Source organism: Gilliamella sp. ESL1225, assembly GCF_058502635.1.
This window is the reverse complement of sequence record NZ_CP196358.1, coordinates 1170264-1188170: the sequence shown is the minus strand read 5'-3', so window position 1 is coordinate 1188170 and position 17907 is coordinate 1170264. Positions and strand designations below refer to the sequence as shown.

Sequence of the window (17907 nt, the reverse complement as noted above, 5' to 3'; positions counted from 1 at the left end):
TTTCATATTTAAAACTGTCGATATCAACAAAATGGTTGAATCAAATAACAACGAGGCTTTTCCATGATTAAAAAAAGAAATATTTTATTGGCAAGTATCAGTTTATCTTTTTGCTATTTTCCATTTGCTCATGCTAGTCAAAAAAATGATATTATGATTATCAAAGCGCCAGCAGTGGAGTTAGATAAAGATCCCGAAAGCAAAACCGAAATCACACAGCAAGATATGGAGAAATATGGCGGTAATGATTTTGGCTCTATCATGCGTTATCAACCTTTGATTTCCGCTTCTGGTAGCGTAGGTGGCTCAAGTACCGGTAAAAGTAGTTGGGATCGTGGTGGTTATACTGGTTATAACATCCGTGGTTTAGATGCAAATCGAGTCTCCATTGAAGTGGATGGTATTGAACAGCCCATCGCACAAGGTCGAGTTAACGGAGTTGGACGCGCTGGTTTTGGTAGCTATGGGATAGGCAGAGACTATCTAGATCCCTATATGTATGACAATGTCACGATTGAAGCCGGGGCAACATCAGCAAGTCATGCTAATACAGCCTTGGGCGGAAATGTAGCTTTTGAAGCCAAAACGGCATCGAAATATTTAACTGATAACAAAGATATATCGATTAATTACCAATCCAATTACGATACAAGTAATCATAGTTGGCATAATGGTTTTACTTCTGCTTTTGGTGATAAAGATTTTAATGGTATTTTGGTTTATAGCCGTCGCGATGGGCAAGAAACACGTAACAAAAGTAATATTATTCATGCTTATCCTGAAAATTGGCATTCAAATGCTGTATTAACGGGTTTCAATTGGCAAGCAACAAACGAACATGCAATTAGAACTATTTTAGATTATTACGAACGTAATAATCATTCCAATTACATGACATGGAATAAAGATGGTACGGCAATTGATTCTCACGATCGCCAAACCAGTGATACAAATCGATTAAGCTTAGTTATTAAAGATATTTGGACACCCGCTAATATGACATGGATTGATTTACTTTCCAGTCAAATTTATTATCAGCAAACAGAAGCTAAAGATAAAACTGCTTTAGGCAACATGCATAGTTTAATGAAGACGGCCTTTAAAACCAAAACGAGCGGATTTGAAAGTAAACTCTACAAAACGACACACAATCAGGCTATTTCAGCCGGTATCAATGGCAAATGGCTTTCTGATAAATCACCATTTTGGACAAATACAAAACCTAACTTTCCTGGTATCTTTCCTAATGGTAACTATTCAAAACCACAAGCAGATAGTGAAAGTTTTATGGCAGGTATGTTTGCAGAAGACCGTATGACAATTGCTGAAATTAACCAGAATAATCTTTATTTAGTACCCGCGGTCAGAGTTAACTATCAGCATATTAAACCTAAAAACTTTAGTAATATGATTTTACCTGGTATGAATCAAGCACAGCTACGTAAAGAATATTCAAATAGCCATGATACTAAAGTGTTACCAAGCCTTGCTTTAATGTATGATTTAAACCGTGATCTTACTTTATATTTACAATATAAACGTAGTGCACAAATGCCTAACAGTAACCAGCTTTATGGCTCTTATTTAGCACATTACAACTTATATGCTTTAGTGGGCAATCCTAATTTAAAAACAGAAACGAGTGATAATTTTGAATTAGGACTAAAAGGCGAACCGACTAAAGGATTGATCTTATCAAGTGCAATTTTTTATAACAATTATAAAGATTTTATTGCTTATGATCGTTATATCAAGGACTATGCGGGATCTCATAATAAAGTTCTTTATCAACCTTCTAATCGAGATAAAGCGCATATCTATGGTGCAGAATTATCTAGTAAATGGGATTTTGGCACATGGTTAACCGCAATTAATGGTCTTTCAGCTCGTTTTGCTATTGGTTACAATCAAGGTAAATCAAAATCAAATTATTTAGGTGATAAATATGTTGAAATTGATTCTGTTGCACCATTGAAAACAATTATAGGATTAAATTGGGATGATTCTGATGGGATATATGGGTTAGCATTAACCACCACGTTACAAAAAGGGAAACGAGCAGAGCCGACTAATCGTTCCAGTTACAATAATAATGGACAACCCATTACTGATTCAAATAAAAGGTATTTCCGTATTGCAGGACATGGCACTATAGATTTAACGGCATATTATAATATGACGAAAAATATTAAATTTAATGCTGGTATTTATAATCTGACTAATAAAAAATATTGGGATTACCTTAGTAATAACAAAATGTTTGCTGATTCCAGTCCAAAATATTTAGACTTAACAACCGAACCTGGACGTAGTTTACAAGTCGGATTAAATATTGATTTTTAAAATAAAAAGCCTCATCCGCAAGGACGAGGCTTCTCTAATCATTTATTCAATAATAATTATTTATTTTAATAAACTTGTCGCAACAGATAAAACGTTATCTAATGTAAACCCAAACTCTTTAAACAACAGTTCTGCAGGCGCAGATTCTCCAAATCCTTTCATACCAATAACTTTACCCTGTAATCCGACATATTTATACCAATAATCACTAATACCAGCTTCAATAGCAAGTCTTGCTGTTACTGAAGAAGGTAAAACCGACTCTCTATAAGATGCGGGTTGCTTATCAAAGGCATCTGTCGCTGGCATTGACACAACGCGAACTTTTTTACCTTGTGATGTTAACTTATCATAAGCTTCAACCGCTAATTCAACCTCAGATCCTGTCGAAATAATAATGAGCTCAGGCGTACCTTGGCAATCTTTTAGAATATATCCACCACGATAAACATTCGCTAATTGTTCATGATTACGTTCTTGTTGTTTCAAATTTTGTCTAGAAAAAATTAATGCCGTTGGACCATCTTTACGTTCAATCGCATATTGCCAAGCGATGGCGGACTCAACCTGATCGCAAGGACGCCAAGTGCTCAGATTTGGTGTTAAACGCAAACTTGCAATTTGTTCTACAGGTTGATGAGTTGGTCCATCCTCACCAAGTCCAATAGAATCATGTGTATAAACAAATAAAGTTCGAATTTTCATTAATGCGGCCATGCGAACGGCATTTCGAGCATACTCCATAAACATCAAAAAGGTCGCACCATAGGGAATAAATCCACCATGTAAAGTAATCCCATTCATGATTGCCGACATACCAAATTCACGTACACCATAATGAATATAATTACCGTTTGGATTATTTAATATTTCTTTAGATCCTGACCATAAGGTTAAATTACTTGGTGCTAAATCGGCAGAACCACCTAAAAATTCGGGTAATACATGTGCGTAAGCTTCGATTGCATTTTGTGATGCTTTACGGCTAGCAATATTGGCAGGATTAGCTTGTAGATTTTCAATATACTGTTTTGCAGTATTCAACCAATCAGTTGGTAAATCGCCGTTGATACGACGGCTAAACTCATCAGCTAGTTCTGGATAAGCCCTGCGGTAGGCATTAAAACGGCTATCCCACTCATCTTCCAATTTTTTACCCTTAACTTTTGCATCCCACGCAGCGTAATATTCTTGTGGAATTTCAAAAGCACCATATACCCAACCAAGTTCTTTACGAGTTTCGGCAATTTCGATATCCCCTAATGGTGCACCATGGCTTTCATGGCTGTCGGCTTTATTAGGCGACCCAAAACCAATGATAGTCTTACAAATTAATAAAGAAGGTTTATCCGTTACAGCCTGTGCTTGACGAATAGCATCGGCAATTGCTGCCGCATCATGTCCATCAATATCACGAATGACATGCCAATGATACGCTTCAAATCTTTCTGCCGTATTATCAGTAAACCATCCTTCTATCTCACCATCAATTGAAATACCATTAGAATCATAAAATGCTATTAATTTACCTAATTTCAGAGTACCCGCAAGCGAACAAGCTTCATGTGATATCCCTTCCATCATACAACCGTCACCCAAAAAGGCATATGTAAAGTGATCAACAATAGTATGTTCTGGTCGATTAAATTGCGCAGCTAAGGTTTTCTCAGCTATAGCCATACCAACTGCATTAGCTATGCCTTGCCCCAAAGGTCCTGTTGTGGTTTCAATACCGGGTGCATAACCATATTCAGGATGACCTGGAGTTTTAGAATGTAATTGACGAAAATTTTTAAGATCATCAATAGAAAGATCATAACCCGTTAAATGAAGAAGGCTATAAATTAACATTGAAGCATGACCATTTGATAATACAAAACGATCTCTATCTGCCCATTTAGGATTGTTCGGATTGTGTTTCAAAAAACCTCGCCATAAAACTTCTGCCATATCAGCCATACCCATAGGAGCGCCAGGGTGACCTGATTTTGCTTTTTGAACACCATCCATGCTTAATGCTCTTATCGCATTCGCCAATTCACGGTGAGATAACGGGGTTGAACTCATTCTTGTCTCTCCAAAAAATGTTTAATCTTTAATAGATATTCATAATAATAAGTATTAACGATTAAAGGTTAAATTAAATATTAAATTGTCAAACTGCCCATAGCAAATGGGCAGTTTATAATATTTTTAATTTTGCAATGATTAATTATTTATATAATATCAAATTATAATTAATAGTTTGTTTGCATGATTATTTTAAAATCTTTCATTTAAAAATATTTATAAATACAAATAAATATCTCTAAAATAAAGTTTTTAGCATTGTTTCCAATTTAGCTTGGTCAACCGCAAAAGCACGAATACCTTCTGATAATTTTTCAACAGCCATTGCATCATTATTATGTAACCATCTAAATTCAGCTTCGGTTAAAGGTGCTTGTTTTTCAGTAATAGGTTGATTTGGCTCTAATTTACGTACAACAGGCGCATTTGATTTTTGCAGTTCAGCCAATAAATTAGGCGAAATTGTTAATCTATCACAACCTGCTAATGCTAAAATTTGGTCAACCTTACGGAAACTTGCTCCCATGACAATGGTTTTATAGTCATGCTGTTTATAATAATTATAAATATTACGAACAGATTCAACACCTGGATCTTGATCTGCAATATAAGGCTCCATCGGTTTACGTGCTTGATACCAATCATAAATTCGACCGACAAAAGGTGAAATTAAATACGCATTTGCATCAGCACATGCTCTTGCTTGTGCAAATGAAAATAATAGGGTGAGATTACAATTAATACCTTCTTTTTCAAGCACTTCGGCTGCTTTAATCCCTTCCCATGTTGAAGCAATTTTGATTAAAATACGCGATTTATCAATCCCTTTTTCACGGTATAATTCAACAAGTTTGCGTGCTTTTATAATACAAGCTTGTGTATCAAACGATAAGCGTGCATCGACTTCTGTTGAAATACGACCTGGAATGGATTTTAAAATTTCTACCCCAATATTTACCGCAACTTGATCACTCGCATTCTCTAATTGCTTTTCGTGACTCCCGCCTAATTTTTTAGCCGTTTCAACCGCAGATTGAATTAAATAATGATATTGGGGTAATTCTGCAGCTTTTAAAACTAAGGACGGATTTGTTGTAGCATCTTCTGGTGAAAACTGTTTAATAGAATCGATATCACCAGTATCTGCAACAACAATTGTAATTTTTTTTAATTCATCTAATTGATTCATAATGTTTTCATCCTCTACAACATTGGTTACTTAAAATATCTTATACTGAATCATAATAACATTTATTCATTTATAAAACTAAGTGATGATTAATGTTATTTTGTTAAATAAAAGATACGTAAACAGAATAAATAAACAATTTATGTGCACTAAAATACTTCCATAAAATTAACTAACCTATTGAATTTAAATATTTTCCATATTTATCATTAAGAACATATAAATTAAATTTATATTTTTAATCTCTTAATAAAATAGTTAATGACAATGAATATCGCATTTCAACAAAATATAAAGCATACTCCAACTTTTCTTTTTTTATAAAAAAGAAGCTATTTTTTTCTCGTTTAATAAATACTTTTTATTTTAATAAAAAAAAGTATATTGCTATATTGATTAACTAATTATTTTATAAAATTAAATAATTATTATCTTAAAATTAATCATCAATACTTTAGTAAGGATAAAAAAATGAAGCACCAAAGTTTAGCTTTAACGCTACTTTCTTTCATAGGTCTTTTTGTAATAGTTCCCAATTGCCAAGCTAAACAATTCAGTTTAAGCACTAACAGCTTCCAATCTTCTGAAATTCCTCAACAATTTAGTTTGAGTTCTGATTTTGGATTTGGCTGTAATGGCAATAATATATCTCCGCAACTAAGTTGGCAAAATGCTCCCGAAGGGACTAAAAGCTATGTTTTAACGATGTATGATCCTGATGCACCTACTGGCATCGGTTGGATACATTGGATGGTTGTAAATATTCCATCTTCTACTCATGAAATACTCGAAAATGCAGGACAAAATTCTTCTATTTTACCTACGCAAGCCCTATCGACCCGAAATGATTTAGGAATACCAGGTTATATGGGAGCTTGCCCTCCAGAACAATCAACACATCGTTATATATTTACTTTAACGGCATTAAATGTAGATAAATTAGATGTTGATGAAAATGCCACTCCTGCACTTGTTCATTTTATGAAAAATCAACATGCTCTAGGTTCAACCTCACTGACATTTACTTATGGAAGATAATTGAATAAATGATCTTGCCTCTTAACATCTCATAATTTTATAAAAGATTAAGAGGCAGATTTTATACTTTTATGTATAAATAAAGTAAATTAAGAGTAAAACAGTTAACGTCAATTTCATCTTTAAGAATCGATTAAAATACTAAGTAAAAATAGACACCGATATGATCTAATTTTACCGAGAATGATTCGATATCCTAAATATCATCTCGTAATACTTCAATACTAAGATAAAAAGTTAAATCCTCCCATGGATGGCTAGACAACGTCTCACCAGAAGCAAAATTTACCTGGTAAATTGTGTTATCTTGGGGATTAATAAATGAGCCTGGTTGATAACGCCTATAACCCCAATAGCAACAGATAAACTCAAGTTCATCATCAATTCCCATTTTATCAGCAAGATATTGCAATGCTTGTCTGGCATATTTACCATTAACTTCATAATATACGATGATAGGTTTTCCTTGGCTCTCATCATATAACTTACATTTAGTTAATTTAAAGTAGTTTGGCGCATTGTGATCGAATTGACGCAAAAAATCACCACAATTTGCTCTATGATTAAAGAAATTATGTGCTTGTGCATAATTCAAACCAGATAACAGAATAAAAAAACAACATAATAAGTGACAAACTAAGCGCGTTAAACCAAACATAACAAAACCATAATTGATAATATAGGACAATCCAAATAATTCTCATAAATAAAGTATAGTGAAATCAAGGCATATAATATCTCAAGAAAACGTTATTGCAATATATCAGATAATCAATATCATTATTTTGTCATTCTTCTGCTTTACCTGTAACAGCAAGTTTTTGTTCTCTGTTAGAGGGCAATTTATGAAAGTTCATCCCAAAATTCAAAATATGTTTTATTCCGTGTTTCTTGAAACACATAAATATACTGAAACTGATGTTAAATAGAGTTCAAGTTATTACTTCTAACTAGTATAATAAGAGGTAGATTAAAATTTTTAACACCTTGTTAATATGATATAGAACCGGTTTTTTCCACCCAGTTAGTGTTATAAAACAATCACATAGAGTTAATACCACTGGCCTAATACATTGTACTCTTATCTAAACGGGTTATCCCCATTTTTGATAAAAAATAAAAACCGCTTTTACCATCTATTTATATATTATTAAAGGAAGAATAAATGATGAATAACGCCTTATTTATTGCAGATAACATCGATTTTAATAGTAATGAACTAGCCGATGCAATAAATTACCTCGATACCAAAGAATTATATCGCTACCATAAGATAAAAATTGAGAAAGATAAGATTATTTATGCCCTTTCACGAAAAATGTTAAAACTTGCATTAAGTAAATATTATCCTCATGTTGATAAGACAGACTGGATTTTTTTAAAAAATCGCTATGGAAAACCTTTCATCCAATATCCGAAACTACCTAAACCATTATATTTCAATATATCTCATACTATTGATGCCATCGCAATTATAATAAGCCAAAGTAGTGATGTTGGAGTCGATATTGAAAGGATACGAAGCCTTGATGTTGTTCAAGAAAAATCAACTTCGCATTTAAATATTAGCAAAAGTTTTTTCACTGAAAGCGAATACCAAAAAATAGCTACTCTGCCATATGATGAGGGTTTTATATTATTTTGGAAACTCTGGACGCTCAAAGAAGCTTATATAAAATATCGAGGAATGGGATTGTCGTTAGGCTTAAATTGTATTGATATTAATATTTCTGCAAATTCAATTTTTATAAACTCTCATGATATCGATATTAGTATTCATCAGTGGATAAAAAACGATATAGTTATCTCATTATCTTTATCAAAAGCGCCTAATCATATTGCTATTTTTAATTATGATACTTTGTTAACATTTAATCCAATCAATGATTATCAACATATTCATAATTAACTTAAAATCATGAAAGATGTTATTGTCCCCAATTCAAGACAAATTATCAGTATTGTAGCAAAATTTTAAACGTTTATTATTAGACAGGAGAGCACTGTCTAATATTTTAGCAAGGATCAGTGTATTTAGTTAAATCATTTGACTTTGCGTATATTTACCAACCAAGCAACCTCATATAAATATCATGATAATGCTCTCTGAACATTTCAGTAATAAATTATAATATGTATATGATAAAAATATTTACTCCCTTCTCTGCATCACATCATTTATAGTCTGATTGACGATATTAACGAGCTGCTCATATTTTTTATCAACAAAAAAATGGTCTCCTTCTGGAAAAATTATTATTTTAGTTTTCTTATCAGTGAACTTTTCCCACTTAGGAAGCTCCTCTAATGTAACTAAAGTATCAGCATCGCCGTGTAATATTATTATTGGACAAGTTAATACGCGTGATTTAGGTTGAAAAGAATACTGCTCGTAAAGCCTATAGTCATTTTTGATAATAGGAGTAAAAATATTCATTAGCTCTTTATTACGTAAAACTTCAACAGATGTGCCGCCCAATTTTGCTATTTCAGTTAAAAAATCTGCATCAGAAAGAGTATGCAATATTTTTTCATCACGAACACTATCCGGTGGTCTGGCTCCCGAAAAGAATATAGCCTTTGGCATGGCATGCCCTTGGTCTAGAATATAGTGCACAAGTTCAAATGCCATTAACCCTCCTAGGCTATGACCAAAAATCACATAGTCCCCACCATCATAATGTGTAATAAACTGCTGATAAAAATCCTGAATTGCATCTTCAATAGTTTGACATAATGGTTGGCGAATTCGTGTACCTCTTCCTGCCGGTTCTAAAGGTACCAAAATAATGTTATCCGCAAGTTTGGTATGCCATTTATAGTAAATCGAAGCTGAACCACCAGAATATGGTAAACAATATAAACTAATATTACTCATTACATCCTTCCTCTTTGAGTGAAATAACCCGTTTAATTCGATGATTAAATATTAATAAAAAAGTTAAAATAATGATTGCTGACAAATCTATTAAAATTGTAGATGGTAACCATAACAATATAAAATGCCAATCAAGGGAGAAAAATAGAATCGGTATTAAATAAAATACAATTACTAATATCATAGGAACTAGTAATGACATCAACCAATCTCGATAACCAATACTTAAATGCCCATTTTTCTTATAGTGTCCGCAAAAACGATACAGTATGCGTAAACTAATTAATATAATAAAAAATATCAAAATGAAAAATAAATAAGTAAAAATAGAGTCACTTAAAGCGATCAAGTCAGTTACGTTATCAGCATATTTTTTGATACGTAAATAGTTATCTATATCAGAGCATAACTCCAATATGACATTCGAATTAATATTAGCCAGTACTACAATACCAACCTGTTGTTCTGGCCGTAAGGCTATACAAGAGGAAAAATTAGGGGTTTGCCCACCATGACTAATATAGGGGCCCTGATTTTGGTCAATATACCAACCACTACCATATAAAACACGATTATTTGATACTAACGGTATATTGCTATTTCCCTGCCAACTATTTTTAATCGCTCGATGTAACATCGAGGCTTGTGTATCCGTATGGATTAGCCCTCTTATCCATTTTTCCATATCGCCTAACGTACTATGAATATAAGCGGAGGGTACATGAGTAAGAGCGATCGGTGCATCTAGTTTTACCGGTGAACCAAATCGGAGCTTATACCCTGTTGCTTTGTTAGTGATTTGCTCATTGCCATTAACTGAAAAAGTCGACATCATCCCTAATGGTTCAAGAATAAGAGATGCGATAGCTTCTCTATAATTTTTACCTGTAACTTTTTCAATGACTACACCTAATACATCATAATTACCAGATGCATAGAAAAATTGCGTTTTTGGCATAAATAACAGATTTACATCTTGTAATTTCTGCTCAATTGATACATTAGGCGTTGGTTTTTCCAACTTAACTAGTGTGTTAAAAGGTAAACCTGAGGTATGGTACAAAAAATCAGAAATATCTAATTTAATCGGCTCCCCTTTATAACGTAAAGTTAAATTTGGTAAATATTGTTTGATATCATCATTAAGAGATAGCTTACCTTGCTCAATTAATAGCTCAATTGCTAAACCAGTAAAAGATTTACTCATTGAACCTATCTCATAAACCGTATTCTCAGTATTTCGAATTTGCTGTTCTAAATTAGAAAAACCGTATATAAAGCGCCGTTGTTCGCCTGCTATATTAACACTGACAGCAATTGAAGGCGCTTTCGCTATTTGCATCCGACTTTGAATTAATTCGACCAACCCAGCATCTTGTAAAATGCTTGAGTGAATATCATCAGCCAGTGAATTAGCACTAAAAAGCCACACTAACCAACAAAACACAAAATAAAAATTGAATCGATTAAATGGTTTCATTTTTCATTCCTGTCATTAAATGATAAAACTGCATCCACACATTCAGCAATATAGGCTGTATGTTCCTTAATACAAGGTTTAGCATAAATATCAGCGGCTGTTAAAGAGGTTTTATAAATATGATTACAACGACTAACAAACGAAATAATATATAATGAAGTCGCACCATACTCAAAGATCGTTTCTTCTTCATTATAATGACCAATATCTAACAAAGTAGACCACATTTTTTTGACAAAATCTTCAACTGAAGCATAACTTACTGGCAATGTATTATTTTCACTTTCACCGTTAGTTTGAATCTCATATCGAATACGATCAAACTGATAGCTTGGTAAACCAATAGTTCGGGTTGTTCCGCATTTTGGTAAACTACTAACTACACCACTTTGCCATAATGTCGCCAATAAAGGATAAATATCTTTAAGCATTGGTTCACTTAATACAGTGAAGAAAAGATCCTGACCAAGCCAGTCAATATTTTGATGATATAAAGAGCCAAACTCACAAAAAGATCCCACTTCTAACATAATAACCCCTTGTGAAAGAGCCATATCAAAAAGGATTTCGCGAAAACTATCATCAATCGAAGATGAATGTTGATGGTTAGAGGAAAGATTTTTTAACTGTAAAATAGCCTCTTCAAGGGTAATCGCCTGTAAGACAAATTGTGCTGTAATATCACCTACTTTATTACCCATAATTTCATTCGGTATTATACCTTGTTCAATTAACCACTCACTTAAAACAACTTGGTAAATAAATTGATTTAATGGTTGTGTCCATGTCTCTTTTTGCCAAAACAGATCAACAGCTGCGGAAAATTGATCATAATTCTGTTTAAGTGAAGGTTGATTCATCATAAGGTATGTCATGCTCTGTTCTAAGGCTTGATCATATCCAGGAAACAAAAAAACGATTTTTTGTTGTTCCTTAAAAGACGTAAAGAGAGTAGTGTTATTTTGTTTATCTATTAACTTATCGCGTAATTGAGAAAGACTTTGAGCAACAATAGCACAGCGATAAGAAAAATGAGTACGACGTTCATTAAGCGTATAAGCGATACGAGCAATATCCTCTTCTTTATAATCGGCTAATACTTCACAATAAACCTGAAGTAAACGTTTCAAAGAAGAGTTAGATTTAGCTGAAAAAGGAAAAATATAGTAATCTTTGCGTTGAATATCTTCATTTGTTTTAATTGCCCAGTTTTGTAAAATCAAATGTACATTAGTGCCACCCATTCCAAATGAACTAACTGCTACAATCTGTTTTTTCTCAGGCATCAGTGGCGTGACAAGCTCACTAATATAAAACGGTGTATTAGGTTGCAATAACTTTTTATGCTTACGGTTTAGATTAATTTGTGGTGGTATATTTTTATTATGTAAAGTTAATGAGGTTTTAATTAAACTTGCAACACCTGATGCTACACCAAGATGTCCAATATTGGCTTTCACCGAACAAATTTGTATACTATGGGGTGCGCATTCAGGTGCAAATACCTTATGTAAAGCTTCGAGTTCAATTTCATCACCAAGTGGAGTACCTGTACCATGAGTTTCGATCAAAGAAATATCTTTGGGACTCACTTCAGCAGCATTAAGTGCCATTTTTATGACTTCTGTTTGCCCATCAACACTTGGAACAACAAACCCAGCACGCCTTGAACCATCATTATTAGATGCACCACCTTTAATCACAGCATAAATCGTATCTTTATCACGCAAAGCATCTTCAAGACGCTTAAGTACAACAACGCCTGCTCCACTACTATAAACTGTTCCCGTAGAATCAGCATTAAAAGCAGCACAGTGTCCCGTTTGTGACATCAGATTGTCACCTACAGGGCTATAACCATTTTCCTGTAAAAAACCTAATGTAACCCCGCCAGCTAACGCCATATCGGCTTGAAAAGAAAGTAAACCCTCACAGGCTAAATAGGGCGCCATTAGTGAACTTGAACATGCTGTTTGTACACTGACTGCTGGGCCATTAAAACCGAGTTTATAAGATACAAAAGAACTTAAATAATCCTTTTCATTGGCAATTTGAATCTGTAAATAACGATTATCCTGACTCTTTTTAAGATAAGGATAAACTCTATCGATTAAATAACTGTTGGCATAAGTTGAACCATATACGCCTACGCGTTTAACTTGTTCAGGTATATAGCCAGCATGTTCAATAGCATTATAGCAACACTCCAAAAATACACGGTGTTGAGGATCCATTAAAATAGCTTCACCTGGTGGAATATTAAAAAATGCAGCATCAAAATCATAAGGAGATTCAATCATGCAATTGAGGTTAACCCACGGTTCTCCATTATCATTTTTTCCAAGTTTTGGTTGCGTTAACTCTTTACCTGATAATAGTGCTTTCCACCATTGAGATACCGACTCAGCACCTGCAAAATAACCACTCATACCAATAATGGCTATATCTAATGCTCCACATGTAAATTCATTTTTAATCATTGTTGTATTTCCTTGTTAATGTAATAATTTTATAAACCCCATAATCCCGATGTGTTCGCTTTTGTTTTATTGCAATTGGATTGTTGTTTTAGCCATATATCGAGGCTAATTAAATTGTTCTTATAACGTGCAATTAGGTGCTGTACCTCATTTAATGTGATCTGCCTTGGATCAAATCGACAATAAAAAGAGAGATTATTACTTGCCCTAAGCAAAAGATTAAGCTCCAAAGTACAACCAGGATGATTTTCAGGTGCGTTATAAATAGTACTTCGCTGATGATCAATTTGAAAATGTGTTAATGTTGGATAACTCCCCATACCAATATAGTTAAACCGTAATCTTGGCTTTAATTGCCTATCGAGTTGATTATGCATTTGAAGCAAACCATAATCTCCGCCACCGTTAGGTCGCTGAGCTAATCTATGATGAATATCTGGTAATAAATCTGCAAAATCATTAGATAATGGGATTATGCATGGATAAAAAGCCGTAAACCAACCAACGGTATCAGCAATATCAGGTTCATCAACCCAACAACCTCGTCCGACCCCTTCCATATCAATACGACAAGAAGTATCGTTACTATAACCCGATAAAACAGAAGCTAAGGCCGTTAGCAGCCGCGTTTCTGCTTCCTGAGTCGAATTTTCACCGCCGCTTAATAATAATCGACCTACACAAACATGTCGGAAATCCTCACTCCAAATTTGCGTATAGGGTAATGAAACGTCAATATTATTAATAAAAGGCAGTGATGGAGGAACCGTTTCATTAACTGTTTTCCAATAGTCCTGTGTCACCGGATCCACACGTTTAGTCGCCAAATATTGGCTCCATTTTTGTAATCCCTGATTAGGTGCCTGAGATTTATCAAACGGAGCATCTAACGCACTTAGAATGAGATACCAAGAGTGAATGTCAACCGCTAGATGATGTGCGCATAAAATTAACTTATCATTTTCTTGAACGCTTGATTGAAAATAGGCTGCGGTAAATACTTGTCCATTTCTGACATCAATAACATGATTAACCTCATCGATAACTTGCTCAAGTGATTGCTGCTTTCCAAAATACGTTTTAAGCACTCCGTTAGGATAACACGTTGACATATCATTAATGGTTAATGAACCATCATAATTTAATCGACTACGCAAGGCTGGCTGCTGGGTAATAATCGCAATTAAACATTGTTCTATCTCTTCAAAAGAGTAAGAAAAACAAATATCTAAAATAATAACGTGATTATAAAAATTATGATTAACAAGATCTAAGTGGTTAAACCAATGAACAGCAGGTAAATTAACTAGATTGCTAAGCTCAAGAGATTGCTTTGAAGAAGAATCATGATGATTTGCAATAAAATCACCTATTTTCTTAACCGTACCACAACCCATGACTTGGACGGCTGGAATAAACCAACCAAGTTTCCTAAGATCAGCGGCGATTTGAATACTCTTAATAGAATCTAATCCTAACAAATACAAATTTTCATTATCTGCAAACTGTTGTTGTTCTAAGACTTTTTTAACAATATTACGCACATTATCATATATTGTCTCATCACAAAGATGTTCATCTGCTTTTAACGCTACTGTCTGCAAAAATTTACCATCGGTTTGTATAAGTTGCTGAAGATCCACTTTTCCATTTAATGATAATGGTAAATTGTTTATTGCAATGCACTGCTGCGGTATCATATAACTTGGTAACTTTTCTCGCATATACTGCATAACAGATGGGATATTAACATTTTCTGGTGTAACCCAAGCTAATAAAGCGCAAGGATTGCCTTTAACATCATTAGCGACAGAAACTGCCATAGCCGTAACCTGTGGTGCATCTAATAAAACGTGTTCGATTTCGGACAATTCAATACGATAACCATTGATTTTGACTTGATTATCTGCTCGCCCAACATAAACTAACGTATCAGAATCTATTGCATAACCAATGTCACCACTACGATAACCAATAATTCTAGTATTAGATTTATCATAAAGAAAAACGGCGGATGTTTGTTTTGGTGCGGCAATATAACCTTGCGTGACAGAATCACCATAAATGACTAACTCCCCAGACTCTCCTAAAGGAACAAGACATCCCCACGGGGAACAAATATCAATACGACATCCAGCAATCGCATGACCAATTGGCACAGAGTTCAGCTTTTCTTTTCCCGTATAACGGTAGATCATACATCCAACGGTGGCTTCAGTTGGACCATACTCATTATAAATTGTCGCATTAGGAAACAGTGCTGCGTCCTTATGAGCGAGTTCAAGTTTGAAATCTTCGCCGCCAACAACAACCGTCCGCATATGTTGGCTTCCCATTTCGGCAACACAAATTAAACGCAGATGAGCGGGCGTGAGCTTAATAAACGTATTAGGTTGTTCAACAATAGCTCGTCGCAAGAGTGCTTCGCTTTCCTCTCGCCTGCAAACATTAATACAAGCACCTATCCCTAAAGTTGCAAATAAACTTGTGATCGTCAGATCGAACGATAATGAGGAATAAAGGGGGACTTCATCTTCTGTGTTAAAATATTGTTTTATAGCAAAATCAAGATAATTAGCTAAATTACCGTGAGTGACTTGTACCCCTTTTGGTTCACCGGTTGAACCTGAGGTAAAAAGAATATAAGCTAAATTAGCTGCATTAACGGTTGATAATGGAAGATCTGTCACGTCAATAGTATCTTCGATATTCGAAAGTAAAGTGGCACTATAATCAAGTTTTTTAACTAACTCGCTTGTCTCTCTATCATAAAGGATATGCGAAACCTTTGTTTTATCACACATTAAACGCAGCCGATCCACAGGTAAATCAGGATTAAGCGGCAAAAAAGTAGCACCACATCGTAGCACACCTAAAATAGCAATAACGGTATCAGCACTTCGTTCAGCAGCTATGCCAATAATACTACCTTGACCAAAACCTTTATTCACCAATATTTTTGCCATTTTTTCAACTTTAAATGACAGTTGCTGATAAGTAAGGTCTACGCCATTGTCCCTTATTGCCATACGTTTAGGGTTCTTCTCTACCTGAGAATGAAAAAGCTCATTAAATAATCTACAATTTCTGCCATCATCAATTTCATGACTTGAGGTGTTGTAAACTTGTAAATTCAATAAAGTAGCTTGAGGCTGTATATCAATAGCATTAATTAGATCTAATAGCCCGTTTTTCAACGCAGTTAATTGACGAGGTTCAAATTCACTACTTAGCGCTTCAATACAAAGCTTAAGGCTTTCTTTGTGTGAATTAACAGTTTGCAAAACGAGTTGTAGTTTATAAGACTGTTGATTGCAATAATAAGCCTCAACGTGTTGATTCAACCCCATAATTTCACGTTCATAAGTAAAATTATAATAATTTACACAATAATCAAAAGCCCGTAGATGATTACCACCATATTCTGCTAAATTTTGATTGAACAATAATGATGGATATTTACTATGTTTAAAACCATTTTCAAGTTCGGTTTTTATTTTTATTACCAAATCATCAAAGGTCATATCGCGATCTAGGCTATAAGCTAATGGCATATGATTAGTAAACATACCAAAACAACTTCTTGCTTCTCGCGAAAAACGATTAGATAAAGGTACCCCAATTATCCCTTTTTCTTCTCCCCAAACACGAGCTCGATATAGCGTAAATAATGCAATAAATAAAACATTTAACGAGCATTTATAATGATCACATAATCGATAAATACGTTCTATCATATCAGGAGCAAGCCAAGTAGTACTTGAAATTCCACCTGTTTCGGTTATTGGTGTTTTTTCAGGAAAATAATCAATATGTTCAGAAATATAACGTTGCCACCAAAGATGATCTGCAACAAAACGTTTCGAAGCCTGATAGTTATCCTGCTGTGTCAAAAAACTAGGGTAAGATGGCGGGAGTGAATCTAACCACTCCTCGTGTGGATTTTCATAAGCCCACTTTACGTGATCAGATAAAAGTGACATTGACCAGCCGTCAACTATGGCATGGTGAGCTTTGAAAAAGTACCCTCCTTGCTGCTCACCACACGTAAATGAGATCAATTCGAAGAGATCACTTTCTAATAGTTTAAAAGGTTGGCTAAATAACTCAGTTTGAAAAGTCTCAAGCATATGAGGATAAGATTTTTTTGCAACAAAGTTATCGGTAAAAGTAACATGACGGATTGCTCGTGATTGATATGGTAATACCCGACTATAGATGCTACCATCTTCTGCTTGCACAAACTGCATTCTTAAAACATCAAAATGCCTTATAGCAGATTGCATAGACCTGTGTAACCGTTCAATGTCAACAGCCCCATCAATAAAACATAAACCACCAATGTTATTAACACAACTATTAGGATAAAGTTGTTCAATAATTAAACATTGCTGTTGTGACCACATTAATGGATAGTTAGACTTCATAA

Annotated in this window: 10 protein-coding genes; 3 read left to right on the top strand and 7 right to left on the bottom strand. The window is 34.2% G+C overall.

Annotated elements, in window-relative coordinates; translation table 11 throughout:
• Positions 1 to 63: 63 nt before the first annotated feature.
• Positions 64 to 2343, top strand: a complete 2280-nt coding sequence (locus ACSYSW_RS05390; protein ID WP_491706027.1) for a TonB-dependent receptor domain-containing protein — start codon at positions 64 to 66, stop codon at positions 2341 to 2343.
• Positions 2344 to 2403: 60 nt separating this feature from the next.
• Here ACSYSW_RS05390 and tkt read toward each other — a convergent pair whose 3' ends face one another.
• On the bottom strand, positions 2404 to 4410 hold the full coding sequence (tkt, locus tag ACSYSW_RS05385) for a transketolase (protein ID WP_491706028.1): 2007 nt from the start codon (positions 4408 to 4410) through the stop codon (positions 2404 to 2406).
• Between the two features lie 241 nt (positions 4411 to 4651).
• Positions 4652 to 5602 carry a transaldolase gene (tal, locus tag ACSYSW_RS05380; RefSeq protein ID WP_491706168.1) on the bottom strand — a complete coding sequence of 317 codons (951 nt, stop codon included), beginning with the start codon at positions 5600 to 5602 and terminating at the stop codon, positions 4652 to 4654.
• Positions 5603 to 6073: 471 nt separating this feature from the next.
• On the opposite strand from tal, the gene ACSYSW_RS05375 reads away from it, so the two are divergent.
• On the top strand, positions 6074 to 6640 hold the full coding sequence (locus ACSYSW_RS05375; RefSeq protein ID WP_491706030.1) for a YbhB/YbcL family Raf kinase inhibitor-like protein: 567 nt from the start codon (positions 6074 to 6076) through the stop codon (positions 6638 to 6640).
• 196 nt (positions 6641 to 6836) lie between these two features.
• Here the strand turns inward: ACSYSW_RS05375 and ACSYSW_RS05370 are convergent, their stop codons facing one another.
• Positions 6837 to 7298 carry a DUF4952 domain-containing protein gene (locus ACSYSW_RS05370; protein WP_491706031.1) on the bottom strand — a complete coding sequence of 154 codons (462 nt, stop codon included), beginning with the start codon at positions 7296 to 7298 and terminating at the stop codon, positions 6837 to 6839.
• 507 nt (positions 7299 to 7805) lie between these two features.
• Between ACSYSW_RS05370 and ACSYSW_RS05365 the strand changes: the two genes are divergently transcribed.
• Entirely contained in the window at positions 7806 to 8549 is a 744-nt protein-coding gene (locus ACSYSW_RS05365) for a 4'-phosphopantetheinyl transferase family protein (RefSeq protein WP_491706032.1), read from the top strand.
• A gap of 243 nt (positions 8550 to 8792) precedes the next feature.
• On the opposite strand, the gene ACSYSW_RS05360 is transcribed toward ACSYSW_RS05365, so the two are convergent.
• Genes ACSYSW_RS05360 through ACSYSW_RS05345 form a run of 4 tightly spaced genes read right to left on the bottom strand, consistent with a single transcriptional unit; the run spans position 8793 to position 17905 of the window.
• Positions 8793 to 9518 carry a thioesterase II family protein gene (locus ACSYSW_RS05360; protein ID WP_491706033.1) on the bottom strand — a complete coding sequence of 242 codons (726 nt, stop codon included), beginning with the start codon at positions 9516 to 9518 and terminating at the stop codon, positions 8793 to 8795.
• On the bottom strand, positions 9511 to 10998 hold the full coding sequence (locus tag ACSYSW_RS05355; protein ID WP_491706034.1) for a serine hydrolase domain-containing protein: 1488 nt from the start codon (positions 10996 to 10998) through the stop codon (positions 9511 to 9513). Before ACSYSW_RS05355 ends, ACSYSW_RS05360 begins: the two co-directional genes overlap by 8 nt.
• On the bottom strand, positions 10995 to 13478 hold the full coding sequence (locus ACSYSW_RS05350; RefSeq protein WP_491706167.1) for a beta-ketoacyl synthase N-terminal-like domain-containing protein: 2484 nt from the start codon (positions 13476 to 13478) through the stop codon (positions 10995 to 10997). The genes ACSYSW_RS05355 and ACSYSW_RS05350 overlap by 4 nt, the downstream gene beginning before the upstream one ends.
• A 29-nt stretch (positions 13479 to 13507) precedes the next feature.
• Complete coding sequence (locus ACSYSW_RS05345) at positions 13508 to 17905, bottom strand: amino acid adenylation domain-containing protein (protein WP_491706166.1); 4398 nt, start codon at positions 17903 to 17905, stop codon at positions 13508 to 13510.
• Between the last annotated feature and the right edge of the window lie 2 nt (positions 17906 to 17907).

What these genes read in the sequence shown, in the direction of transcription:
- ACSYSW_RS05390 (WP_491706027.1), top strand. Translation starts at nt 64, where the DNA reads ATGATTAAAAAAAGAAATATTTTATTGGCAAGTATCAGTTTATCTTTT.
- tkt (WP_491706028.1), bottom strand. Translation starts at nt 4,410, where the DNA reads ATGAGTTCAACCCCGTTATCTCACCGTGAATTGGCGAATGCGATAAGA.
- tal (WP_491706168.1), bottom strand. Translation starts at nt 5,602, where the DNA reads ATGAATCAATTAGATGAATTAAAAAAAATTACAATTGTTGTTGCAGAT.
- ACSYSW_RS05375 (WP_491706030.1), top strand. Translation starts at nt 6,074, where the DNA reads ATGAAGCACCAAAGTTTAGCTTTAACGCTACTTTCTTTCATAGGTCTT.
- ACSYSW_RS05370 (WP_491706031.1), bottom strand. Translation starts at nt 7,298, where the DNA reads ATGTTTGGTTTAACGCGCTTAGTTTGTCACTTATTATGTTGTTTTTTT.
- ACSYSW_RS05365 (WP_491706032.1), top strand. Translation starts at nt 7,806, where the DNA reads ATGATGAATAACGCCTTATTTATTGCAGATAACATCGATTTTAATAGT.
- ACSYSW_RS05360 (WP_491706033.1), bottom strand. Translation starts at nt 9,518, where the DNA reads ATGAGTAATATTAGTTTATATTGTTTACCATATTCTGGTGGTTCAGCT.
- ACSYSW_RS05355 (WP_491706034.1), bottom strand. Translation starts at nt 10,998, where the DNA reads ATGAAACCATTTAATCGATTCAATTTTTATTTTGTGTTTTGTTGGTTA.
- ACSYSW_RS05350 (WP_491706167.1), bottom strand. Translation starts at nt 13,478, where the DNA reads ATGATTAAAAATGAATTTACATGTGGAGCATTAGATATAGCCATTATT.
- ACSYSW_RS05345 (WP_491706166.1), bottom strand. Translation starts at nt 17,905, where the DNA reads ATGAAGTCTAACTATCCATTAATGTGGTCACAACAGCAATGTTTAATT.